General features: G+C 36.5%; 11 protein-coding genes. 5 read left to right on the plus strand and 6 right to left on the minus strand.

Going from position 1 to position 12,175, the window contains the following annotated elements; translation table 11 throughout:
- Positions 1-52: 52 nt before the first annotated feature.
- Positions 53-3,355, plus strand: a complete 3,303-nt coding sequence (gene mfd / locus EG849_RS00745) for a transcription-repair coupling factor (RefSeq protein ID WP_449404082.1) — start codon at positions 53-55, stop codon at positions 3,353-3,355.
- Between the two features lie 48 nt (positions 3,356-3,403).
- Here mfd and EG849_RS00750 read toward each other — a convergent pair whose 3' ends face one another.
- From EG849_RS00750 to EG849_RS15685, 6 genes are all read right to left on the minus strand, one after another.
- Positions 3,404-4,063, minus strand: a complete 660-nt coding sequence (locus EG849_RS00750; protein ID WP_125011174.1) for an aspartate kinase — start codon at positions 4,061-4,063, stop codon at positions 3,404-3,406.
- 73 nt (positions 4,064-4,136) lie between these two features.
- On the minus strand, positions 4,137-4,496 hold the full coding sequence (locus EG849_RS00755) for a YraN family protein (protein ID WP_125011175.1): 360 nt from the start codon (positions 4,494-4,496) through the stop codon (positions 4,137-4,139).
- A gap of 30 nt (positions 4,497-4,526) precedes the next feature.
- The gene (locus tag EG849_RS00760) at positions 4,527-5,417 is read right to left on the minus strand and encodes a S66 peptidase family protein (RefSeq protein WP_233581725.1); all 891 of its coding nucleotides are present in this window, start codon (positions 5,415-5,417) and stop codon (positions 4,527-4,529) included.
- 139 nt (positions 5,418-5,556) lie between these two features.
- Positions 5,557-6,096 carry a DMP19 family protein gene (locus EG849_RS00765; RefSeq protein ID WP_125011177.1) on the minus strand — a complete coding sequence of 180 codons (540 nt, stop codon included), beginning with the start codon at positions 6,094-6,096 and terminating at the stop codon, positions 5,557-5,559.
- 125 nt (positions 6,097-6,221) lie between these two features.
- Positions 6,222-6,449, minus strand: coding sequence for a CDGSH iron-sulfur domain-containing protein (locus EG849_RS00770; protein ID WP_125011178.1), 228 nt, complete (start codon positions 6,447-6,449; stop codon positions 6,222-6,224).
- Positions 6,450-6,568: 119 nt separating this feature from the next.
- Positions 6,569-6,739 (minus strand): hypothetical protein, encoded by a 171-nt coding sequence (locus EG849_RS15685; protein WP_199732241.1) that lies wholly within the window; start codon positions 6,737-6,739, stop codon positions 6,569-6,571.
- Between the two features lie 320 nt (positions 6,740-7,059).
- Between EG849_RS15685 and metG the strand changes: the two genes are divergently transcribed.
- The 4 genes from metG (at position 7,060) to EG849_RS15690 (ending at position 12,100) form a co-directional block, all read left to right on the plus strand.
- Positions 7,060-9,183 (plus strand): methionine--tRNA ligase, encoded by a 2,124-nt coding sequence (metG, locus tag EG849_RS00775; protein WP_125011179.1) that lies wholly within the window; start codon positions 7,060-7,062, stop codon positions 9,181-9,183.
- Between the two features lie 89 nt (positions 9,184-9,272).
- Positions 9,273-9,959 (plus strand): HAD family hydrolase, encoded by a 687-nt coding sequence (locus EG849_RS00780; RefSeq protein ID WP_125011180.1) that lies wholly within the window; start codon positions 9,273-9,275, stop codon positions 9,957-9,959.
- A 67-nt stretch (positions 9,960-10,026) separates the two neighbouring features.
- Positions 10,027-10,656: a chloramphenicol acetyltransferase gene (locus EG849_RS00785; RefSeq protein WP_125011181.1), complete on the plus strand. Its 630-nt coding sequence runs from the start codon at positions 10,027-10,029 to the stop codon at positions 10,654-10,656.
- 43 nt (positions 10,657-10,699) lie between these two features.
- Positions 10,700-12,100, plus strand: a complete 1,401-nt coding sequence (locus tag EG849_RS15690; RefSeq protein ID WP_199732242.1) for a hypothetical protein — start codon at positions 10,700-10,702, stop codon at positions 12,098-12,100.
- Positions 12,101-12,175: the final 75 nt, after the last annotated feature.

Here is a 12,175-nt window from a genome sequence, read left to right on the forward strand (position 1 = left end):
TTTGAAACTACCAATTTTAAATATTTACGCCAATTCTCCAAAGGTCAAGCAAATTTCTGACAGCCTTGCCGTTAGAGAGAATAAAGTGCATTTGAAAGGACTCATCGGTTCATCGCTTTCTGTAATTGTTGCTTCCTTATTTAAAAAAGAGGAGCTTCCTTACTTGCTTATTTTGCAGGATAAAGAAGAAGCCGCTTATTATTTAAACGACCTTGAGCAGCTGATTGGCGAAGAAGATGTGCTTTTTTATCCCGGTTCTTACCGCCGTCCTTATCAAATTGAAGATACCGACAATGCAAGCGTTTTGCTTCGCGCGGAAGTTTTGAACCGAATCAATTCCAGAAAGAAACCAGCCCTGATTGTCTCTTATCCCGAGGCGCTTTTTGAAAAAGTGGTCACGAGAAAAGAATTAGACAAAAACACGCTGAAAGTGGCAGTCGGCGACCAAGTTTCAATTGACTTCATCAACGAAGTTTTATTCGAATATGAATTTAAGCGCGTGGATTTCATCACAGAACCTGGAGAATTTTCGGTTCGGGGAGGAATCTTAGATGTATTTTCTTTTTCGAATGAAAACCCGTTTCGTATTGAATTCTTTGGAAATGAAGTCGACAGCATCCGGACTTTTGATGTAGAAACACAGCTTTCGATTGAAAAACAGAAGAAAATTACGATTATTCCAAACGTAGAAAATAAATTCTTCCAAGAAAACAGAGAAAGCTTTTTAAATTATATCAATGAGAAAACGGTTCTTTTAATTCAGAATACCGATTTGCTTTTTTCAAAATTAGACCAACTTTTTGGAAGGGCAAAAGAAATTTTTGGAACAATGGATGCAACTGTAAACCACATTGCTCCAGAAGAATTGTTTTTGAATCAGAAAGCGTTTATTAAAAAAGCACTTGATTTTACCATTGCAGAACTGGGTTCAAAAGCTGTTTTTAGGACTCAAAAAACATTTGAATTTCATATTCTGCCACAGCCGTCGTTCAATAAGCAATTTGATTTACTGCTAAATAATTTGAATGACAACCAGCAAAACGGCTATAAAAATTATATTTTTTGCTCGAATGAACAGCAGGCAAAACGTTTCCATGACATTTTTGAATCGTTAGACGAAGCCAATAGCGAAAATATCAGAAAACAATATCATGCCATGGTTTTCCCTCTGTATCAAGGATTTGTGGACGAAGAAAACCAGATTGCGTGCTACACCGACCACCAGATTTTTGAACGCTACCATAAATTTAGCATCAAAAACGGCTACTCAAAAAAGCAGACGATTACTTTAAAAGAATTGAACACGCTTTCGGTTGGCGATTATGTAACGCACATTGACCACGGAATTGGGCGTTTTGGGGGTTTGCAAAAAATTCAAGTCGAGAACAAAACCCAAGAAGCCATAAAATTGGTTTATGCCGATAATGACATCGTGTATGTGAGCATCCATTCGCTTTATAAGATTTCAAAGTTCAACGGCAAAGACGGTTCTCCTCCAAAAATTTACAAATTAGGTTCTAACGCTTGGAAAGTCTTAAAACAAAAAACCAAAGCGAGAGTCAAACATATTGCCTTTAATTTGATTCAATTATACGCAAAGCGAAGGCTTGAAAAAGGGTTTCAATATGCGCCAGACAGTTATCTTCAGGCAGAATTAGAGTCGTCTTTTATTTATGAAGACACGCCCGACCAATACAAAGCAACGCAAGATGTCAAATCAGATATGGAAAGCGAGCGCCCGATGGACCGATTGGTGTGTGGCGACGTTGGTTTCGGAAAAACAGAAGTTGCCATTCGGGCCGCATTTAAAGCGGTCGATAACGGAAAACAGGTTGCAATATTGGTTCCGACAACTATTTTAGCGTTTCAGCATCACAAAACGTTTACAGAACGTTTAAAAGACATGCCGGTAACCGTGGGCTATTTGAACCGTTTTAGATCGGCAAAACAAAAATCAGAAACGTTAAAAGAACTGGCCGACGGAAAATTAGATATTGTCATCGGAACGCACCAATTGGTCAATAAAAATGTTTCTTTCAAAAATCTTGGATTGCTGATCGTCGATGAGGAGCAAAAATTTGGCGTAAATGTAAAAGACAAATTAAAAACAATTGCTGCAAACATCGACACGCTGACTTTGACAGCAACTCCAATTCCGAGAACGTTGCAATTTTCATTGATGGCCGCACGCGATTTGTCTGTAATTACAACGCCTCCACCAAATCGCTATCCGATTGAAACACAAGTTGTCGGGTTTAACGAAGAGCTGATTCGCGATGCAATCTCCTACGAAATACAAAGAAACGGACAAGTTTTTTTCATCAATAACAGGATTGAGAACATCAAAGAAATTGCCGGAATGATCCAGCGATTGGTTCCTAGCGCCAGAGTTGGCGTGGGCCACGGACAAATGGACGGTAAAAAATTAGAAGAATTGATGTTGGCTTTCATGAACGGAGATTTTGACGTCTTGGTCGCTACAACCATCATTGAAAGTGGTTTGGACGTACCGAATGCGAATACGATTTTCATCAATAATGCTAATAATTTCGGGCTTTCTGATTTGCACCAAATGCGTGGCCGCGTGGGTCGAAGCAATAAAAAAGCATTTTGTTATTTTATTTGTCCGCCTTATTCCGTAATGACGGAAGATGCCCGAAAAAGGATCCAAGCATTGGAACAATTCAGTGAATTGGGAAGCGGTTTCAATATTGCCATGAAAGACTTAGAAATTCGCGGTGCCGGAGATTTATTAGGTGGCGAACAAAGCGGTTTTATTAATGAGATCGGTTTTGAAACCTACCAAAAAATCATGAACGAGGCCATTGATGAATTGAAGGAAAACGAGTTTAAAGATTTGTATCCGGAAGATGAAAATGCGCCTGAAAAAGATTTCGTAAAAGAAATTCAGATTGATTCTGACTTTGAATTGCTGTTTCCTGATGAATACATCAACAATGTTTCTGAACGTTTGAATCTTTATAATGAATTGAGCAATGTAAAAAATGAGGCAGAATTAATTGCTTATGAACAGAAATTGATTGACCGATTTGGACCTTTGCCAAAACAAGCAATTGCTTTATTGAACAGCATCCGGATCAAATGGACCGCTATTAAACTTGGAATTGAAAAATTGGTTTTAAAACAAGGAAAGATCGTTGCTTATTTTGTATCTGACCAACAATCAGAATACTACACCTCAAATCAATTTCAGAAAGTATTGCTATTTGTGCAGAAAAATGGAAACCTGTGCCGAATGAAAGAGAAAGAAACCAAAAACGGATTGCGATTGCTACTTACTTTTGAAAATGTAAAATCAGTCAAGAGAGCGTTGGAACTTATTGAAATGATATAAAAAAAAGCCGTTTAAATTTTAAACGGCTTTTTCATTTATTTGAAAATCTTATAGGTTTCTCAAGTCTTTGATCACTTTAAAAGCAACATCCACTTCGTCTTCGCTCACTAAGATTGTAAATTCATAAGAAGTAGAAATCACTTCATTCACAATAATTCCTTCCCAAGCCAAACGTTGGAAAATAAAATAATAAACGCCCGGAGTTGAAACGTTATCTTTTGGTAGCTTAACAGTTATTGATGCTAAATTTTCCCATTTGTGAAGCAATTTTTCTCCCACAAAATGTTCGTTTACCAGGTGAGCCATACTTTCGCTGATCACGATATTTGTTTCGCTTACGCCTCTTGATGACGTATAAAAAATATCAGAATGCGTGTTTATTTCAGAGATTAACGCCGCTTGCTTATCTAAAATTTTATCAGAAACTGCAAACGTAAAATCTGTCAGCGAAGAACGGACCGTAATCTCTCCGATGCTTTTCAAAACCTTAACAATTTTGTGATTTAATCTGAAATCAAGATCTTCTGAAAGGCGCTTTAAAGCCATTACTACAGCTCCTTGTTTTACATCTTTTCCTAATTCTTGCTTCAAATCAGGAAGCATATTTCTGGATAAGGAAGTCAAGTTGATAATTCCTTGGGAAAGCGCACTTAATAAAAATGGTTTGGTCTTGATGTAGTGTTCTACTACAGAAGAGATAGTTTTCATAGTTTTTTAATAAATTGGTGGTAGTTTGATTGCAAACATACAATTTAAAAACAAATTGTTAAAACTTTAAATTTTAAAAATAATAGAAAGCATCGATTAAATGCTCAATTTTAAAATTTTTCTCTATTTTTTGTATAGAAATGATATCAAATCGCACTTCTGCATCTAAATCATTAGAAATAATATATTCGTTGATTGCTTTTACTAAAAGCTGAATTTTTTTAGGATTTACAAAATCTTGCGGCAAGCCAAAATCAATGCTAGATCTCGTCTTAACCTCTATTACTGCAACGATTTCGCCTTTTTTTGCTATGATATCTATTTCTGCCTTTTGAAATACCCAATTGGTTTCCAAAATTTCATAACCTTCTTTTTGCAAGTATTCTACGGCTAATTCTTCCCCTAATTTCCCCAATTCATTATGTTCTGCCATAGTGGAACCAATAATTTAAAAATATAAAAACTACTGAAATTTTAACACAGTTTCGTTGCTGTTTACTTCAAATATAACATTTTTGCCTAAAATCAGCGTTCTATTGTCTTTTATGTGTCCTGCCGGAAAATTATAGGCCACGGGAATATTTAAGTCTTTTACAATATCTTGGATAATTTGGAGCGAATCGTGGCCCCACGGAATATCATTATCATTCATTGAAGTCATGCCTCCGATGATAATTCCTTTCAATCCTTTCAACGAACCATTTCGTTTCAGATTCATCATCATCCGATCAATATGGTACAGGTATTCATCCAAATCTTCCAAGAAAAGAATTTTTCCGTTCATATCAACAGCTGATTCCGAACCTTGAATGCTGTATAAAACTGAAAGATTTCCTCCGACCAATTCACCAGTTGCTTTTCCTGGTTTATTAAATGCGTGATTCGGAATATGATATTCTAATTTCTCTCCGAACAATGCTTTCCTAAAAGTTTCAATTGCTTCAGGAGTTGCCGATTTCGCGCTGATCGTCATGATTGCGTGCAAGGTTCCTATGTTCATATTGTTAATGTGGCTGTGCAAGACCGTCACATCGCTGAAACCGATGACCCATTTTGGTTTTTTCTTGAAATTTTCAAAATTGATTCTATCCACGATTCGCACCGTTCCGTAACCGCCTTTGGCTGCCCAGATCGCTTTAATAATTGGATTGTCAATCATTTCCTGGAAATCAGTCGCACGCTGCCAGTCGGCTCCAGCCAATTGATTTTGCTCTTTCCCGATAGTTTTTCCAATCACTACTTTCAATCCCCAACTTTCCAGTAATTTTATTCCGGGTTGAAGCGTTGCCAAATCAATTTTTCGGGCGGTTGCTAAAATCCCGACAGTATCTCCTTTTTTTAAATATTCTGGCATAGTTAGTTTTGTTTGAGAATGTAAAATAGTAAGATTGAAAAAGAAAAAAAGTGCAATTATTTTTTTTATAAACATCTCGTTTTTGTTTAGTCGCTTCGTTAAAACGTAAATTTAATAAAACGTTCTGTCTTGCTGCAACTTAAGCTCTTTTAATTTCGTGGCCGACAAATTCTTCTAACGTTTCAAAAATTTCATCAACCGAAAGAACTTCAAAATCGGGATGCGATTTTAAAAAATCAGCATTCAGTGAGATTAGATTTTCTTCTAATTCAAAAAAAGTATCATTGTTTAAAGAATCTCTAACCGGATTTACGCCTTCCAATTTTCCTTTCAGAAACTTATTGAGCTTCACACTGCTCATCAACCTTACTTTTTTAGATTGCTGTTGAAACAATCCCAGATGTTTTTCGGCTCCAATCAGCGCCAAACCTTCTTCAATAAGTTCGTTCAATTCTTTGTCCCAACCTGATTTGTGTACAAATTGAGCAAAATTGCCTTCTGAAAGTTGTGTCCAATAATAATCTAAATAATAGCTCATCAAAGCATCTTCATGAATCAAATCATCGTTGACGCCTTCTTCACGCATTAAATTAATTATTGAAATATTCGAGAGAATCACGTCGTGCTGATTTTCACTGTTCATTGCTGTTTCTGAAACTATTATTTTACCGAATTCCATTTTTTCTGATTTTTAAGTAGATGCAAATTTCTGATAATTTCTTGAGTGGTTCACTATTTTCTGAATTTAACTGAAACAAAAAAGCCACATTCTTAAAATGTGGCTTTCGGTCTATTTTCAACTTCTTATTTCGCTTTCATCGGTGGCAAATCAAAAGCAGTTGGTTCGTGCTCAAAACCATTTCGATGAGCTCCGTCACAAAAAGGCTTGTTTGCTGATAATCCACAACGGCAAAGTCCTAAAGCCGTTCTGCCTTGCAAATCATACACCTTTCCTTCTTGGTCAACAATTTCGAAATCACCATCTATTTTTATAAATCCGTTTTTGGTTACGGTTAATTTTGTCTTGCTCATTTTGCTTTCTTATTTATTTGAAGTCAAAGATTGCAAAATATATTTGAAGGAATTATTGTTTTGCTGGGTTTTTGGATTTTTAAAGGTCAGTTTAAATTGGTTCTAATTTAGAAGAGAATTTATTCCAGCTTTGATTCATCGTCCTTTTTTTGCTGGTTCATTTTGGCAACCAAAGCTTTCATTCGTGCCGTTTTTTCTCTTTTTTCTTCTTGGAGCTTGGCTTTTTTACGGTTCAATAATTTGGTGTGCAAAGCCTTGTTTTTCGTATTTTTTTCAGGTCCTTTTGCCATAATTTTTAATTTGGAAGTTATGTTGCAAAGATAACTGAATAATTAAGAATGAATGAACACTAGCTTTTCACGCAATTGTCCCGAAGTTAAAAGAAAGCCTAACGTTTTTCAAATAGCCCCGATTGCAGAGAAAATCCTTTTTATTTTTTCTTTAAAAATAAAAAGATTGGAACGGAAAGCGGGAAAATGAATTTTCGAAAATGCCTGACGATTTGCTTCAAAAAATCATAATAAAAAGTGGCTTTTTAGGTATTTCAATGGCAATAGATTATTTTTGCATTCGTTCTGAATTAATTTCAGAATCTTAATTTTGAAAATCAATGATACAGCATCCAAAAAGATATACGATTACGGCAGCGTTGCCTTACACTAACGGCCCAATTCACATTGGGCATTTGGCGGGAGTTTATGTTCCTTCTGATATTTATGCGCGTTTTTTACGCTTGCAAAACCGCGATGTCGCCTTCATTTGCGGAAGCGATGAACACGGTGTTGCGATTTCTATGAAAGCTAAAAAAGAAGGAATTACGCCACAGGAAGTGATTGACAAGTACGACGGAATCATTCGAAAATCGTTTGCCGATTTCGGAATTTCTTTTGACAATTATTCGCGTACTTCAGCTAAAATCCACCACGATACGGCTTCTGAATTTTTCAGAAAACTGTATGAAAACGGTGATTTTATCGAAGAAACAACCGAACAATTGTATGATGCGAAAGCCGACCAGTTTTTGGCCGACCGTTTTGTGATGGGAACCTGCCCGAAATGTGGCAACGAGGAAGCTTATGGCGACCAATGTGAAAAATGCGGTTCGACGTTGAACGCTACGGATTTGATTAACCCAAAATCGACCATTACAGGCGAAACTCCGGTTTTGAAGTCTACGAAACACTGGTTTTTGCCTTTGGATCGCTACGAAGATTTCTTGAGAGAATGGATTCTAGTCGGACATAAAAACGACTGGAAGCCGAATGTTTATGGCCAAGTGAAATCGTGGATTGACGGCGGTTTAGAGCCTCGTGCCGTGACAAGAGATTTAGATTGGGGAATTGACGTTCCGGTTGAAGGTGCAGAAGGAAAGAAATTATATGTGTGGTTTGACGCGCCAATTGGCTACATTTCTTCTACGAAAGAATGGGCTTTGCGCGAAGGAAAAGATTGGGAACCGTACTGGAAATCAGACGATACGAAGTTGGTTCATTTCATCGGGAAAGACAATATTGTTTTTCACTGTGTGATTTTTCCGGCGATGTTGAAAGCCGAAGGAAGTTATATTTTGCCAGATAACGTGCCTGCAAATGAGTTTTTGAATTTGGAAGGAAACAAACTTTCTACGTCTAAAAACTGGGCGGTTTGGTTGCACGAATATTTGGAAGATTTCCCAGATAAGCAAGATGTTTTGCGTTATGCATTGACGTCAAACGCTCCGGAAACAAAGGATAATGATTTTACTTGGAAGGATTTTCAAGCGAGAAACAACAATGAATTGGTGGCGATTTTTGGTAATTTCATCAACAGAGTTGTGGTTTTGACGAATAAATATTACGACGGAATTGTTCCAACTCCAAACGAATTTTCTGATGTTGACGAAGCCACTTTGGCCGAATTAAAAGCGTATCCTGCTGTAATTGCAAGTTCGGTGGAACGTTACAGATTTAGGGAAGCTTTGGGCGAATTGATGAATGTGGCACGTTTAGGAAACAAATATTTGGCCGATGAAGAGCCTTGGAAAGTCATTAAAGACAATCCAGAAAGAGTGAAAACGCAGATGTATGTGGCGCTTCAAATTGCAGGTGCTTTGAGCGTTTTGGCAGAACCGTTTTTGCCTTTTACATCGGAGAAATTAAAACGTATTTTAAATGCAACGCCATCTTCCATTTCAACTTTTGGAATTTCTGATGAAACGGCGGTTTTGGCGGAAGTTAAAAATAATTCAAGCCTGACTTGGAGCGACATTTCTGAAAATTCAGATTTGATTCCGGCTGGACACAAAATTGGAGAAGCGGAATTGCTTTTCGCAAAAATTGAAGACGAAGAAATTCAAAAACAAATAGACAAATTGGAAGCAACAAAAACAGCCAACAAAGCAGAAAACAAAAAAGCAGAACCTCAAAAAGAGTTGATTCAATTTGAAGATTTCGCTAAAATGGATATACGTGTTGGAACGATTATCGAAGCGGAGAAAATGCCAAAAGCAAATAAGCTTTTAGTTTTGAAAGTAGACACCGGAATAGATGTCAGAACCATCGTTTCTGGAATTGCCGAGAGTTTTTCTCCAGAAGAAATTGTGGGAAGAAAAGTGACGGTTTTGGTGAATTTGGCTCCAAGAGCTTTGCGTGGTGTGGAAAGCCAAGGTATGATTTTGATGACGACCAATGCGGAAGGCAAATTGGTTTTTGTAAATCCAGATGCTGAAGCTGGAAATGGAGAAACGATAAATTAAATAAGAAACACGAATTTCACGAATTATCACGAATTGATTTCTCAGCGATTTTGTGTAAATTCGTGAAATTTGTGTTTAAAATATAATCTATGAACATCAAAGTAATAGCTTTCGACGCTGACGACACCTTATTTGTGAACGAACCTTATTTTCAGGAAACAGAAGAAAAATTCTGTGGCCTGATGAATGATTATCTTTCGAAGCAAGGAATTTCCCAGGAACTTTTCAAGGTGGAAATCGATAATTTACCGCTTTACGGTTACGGAATCAAAGGGTATATTTTGTCCATGATTGAAGCGGCGATGAAAATTTCGAACAAGACCATCAGCATTCAAGTAGTAGATAAGATCTTAGAATACGGAAAAGAATTACTGCAAAGGCCCATTGAATTGTTGGATGGCGTTGAAGAAACGCTTCAAGCCCTACACGGAAAATACAAATTGGTTGTTGCCACAAAAGGCGATTTATTAGACCAAAGAAGAAAATTGCACAATTCCGGTTTGGGCCATTATTTTCACCATATCGAAGTGATGTCAGACAAGCAGGAAAAAGATTATCATGATTTATTAGGCCGTTTGGAAATTCAGCCCGAAGAGTTTTTTATGATTGGAAACTCTCTAAAATCAGATGTTTTGCCGGTTTTAGGAATCGGTGGCCACGCCGTTCATATTCCGTTCCACACAACTTGGGCTCATGAAAGAATTGACCACGAAGTAAAGCACGAGAACTTTAAAACCGTGGGAAAAATCACTGAAGTTTTGCCTTTTTTATTATAAAATTTACACCGATTTTTTTATCAGGAATTCAAAGATTTTAAAAAAGATCAAATAATCTGGGGTTACTATGAAAACAAAATTAGATCTTAACACTTGGCCCAGAAAGGAACACTTTGAATTTTTCAGTAAATTTGAAGAGCCTTTTTTTGGAATCGTAGCCCATATCGATTGCACAAAAGCGTATGAAACTTCCAAGAAAAACGGAGTTTCCTTTTTTTTATATTACCTTCACAAAACGCTTTCTGCGGTAAACGCTGTTAAAAATTTCAGATACCGAATTGAAAACAACGAAATTTTTATTTACGACAGAATCGACGCTTCGGCAACATTGACGCGTGATGACAACACTTTTGGCTTTTCATTAATGCCTTTTTCTACCGATTTTGAAACTTTTGAAAAAATTTCTAAAGAAGAAATCGAAAGAGTCCGTAACACCACTGGCTTATTTACCAGAATTTTTGAAGCCGATAATCTGATTCATTTTTCAGCAGTTCCCTGGGTTGATTTTACTTCACTTTCGCACGCCCGGAGTTTCACTTTCCCTGACAGCTGCCCCAAGATTTCCATTGGAAAAATGATGATTGCCGAAGACGGGAAAAGAACTATGGCGGTCTCTGTCCACGTACATCACGGTTTGATGGATGGTTTTCATGTCTGCGAATTTTTTGCTAAATTTCAGGAGTTTATGGATTCTTAAAACTTGCGGTATTGTTTTTGAGCAAGAAAATAAAAATGTAGCTATGAAAAAATTACTGTTTGCGCTTTTTGTTCTTTCTACTTTTACGAATTCCATTGGTCAGACTTTATTAAATTCACATCCTTTAGAACTCAGGAAATCTCGAGTAAATCATCAGATTTTAAATGCGGTCAATTTAAAGAAAGAGATTTTTGCAATTGCATCAGACAAGGAAACATTAACCGTTTTAAAATACAATAAATTTCTATTTTTTTCTGATAGCCTATCCATAAGCCGTCCTGACAAAGAGTATGAATTTATGGCGGGATACAGTTTTGAAAACAATGGAAACCCAAATGTTTATTGGGCAACAGAAGATTTTAAAAAATTGCAATCGGTGACATTTGATTTGGAAAACAAAACCACCAAAGTTGCTGATTTTCAATTACGCCTTACTGGCGAAACAATCCTAAATACCTTTAGCGAAAACAATTTTTTTTACATTTTGGCTCTTCCTGAAAAAGAAGAATCTCTTAAAATTTATGCTTTGCGGAAAGGACAGCTTTACGAAAAAGCCATCGATTTTTCTGCCTATAAATTTGTGGATGAAAAAGGAAAAGCTACTTCCTTTACGGAATTAATTCGTCAAAATGGTTTACAAATGATTGATACGAAAGCTTTAAATCCTCTATTTGAAACTGTTGGCAAATCAAAAATGTTTGTGGAAGGAAACAAAATGATTTTGACTTTTGATTCTTCAGAAAGAACACAAGTTTTGCAAATTGATTTAAATAGCTTTTCAATTTATGAGCAGCTTATTCCACAGCAAATTTTAGTAAAATCAGGCAAATCAAATTCTTACTTCCATCAAAACAAACTTTATCAGTTAAAAACAAATGCGGAAGAATTGGCACTTGCTGCCGTAGATTTAAGTTCGGAAGAAACCATTAAAAAGTATTATGCCGATACAAAAGACACTATCTCCTTTAGAAATTCGCCCCTTTTTACACAAACCGGAAATCAAGGCGGAAAAGCCCTTAAAAGTATCAAGAAGTTTCTCCAAAGAGTAGCAAATTCAGAAATTGGACTTTCCGTGTACAAAACACCCGAATCGATAATGCTGACGGTTGGCGGTGTCAGAAACGTCAATACAACGGGAAACATTTTAATTGGAATCACCGCTGGAGCGGCCATGATCGGCACGGGATCTGGTGGCGATGTCAGCTCCTTTTTTAATGAAGGAACGCTTCAGTCTAATTATTTTGAAGCTTTGTTTGATACAAATTTTGTACACCAAATGAAGCAACAGAATGTTTTGGCTGTAGATTTGATCTCACAATTTTTAAATGAGAATAACGTGGACTTACCTGCTGTTTTTCCTTTTGAAAATTATTATATTTTAAGCTATTACGATTCAAAAAGGAAAGAATTTGCAATGCGGAAATTTGAAGATGTTTCTGATTAACAAGCGCTATTGTTTCACTTTATAAAGTTTTAGAACTGTTTAAAAGAGTACAGGAAAATTGTTTTTCTGTACTCT

It is taken from the genome of Flavobacterium macacae, from assembly GCF_003865365.1.
Lineage (GTDB): Bacteria > Bacteroidota > Bacteroidia > Flavobacteriales > Flavobacteriaceae > Flavobacterium > Flavobacterium macacae.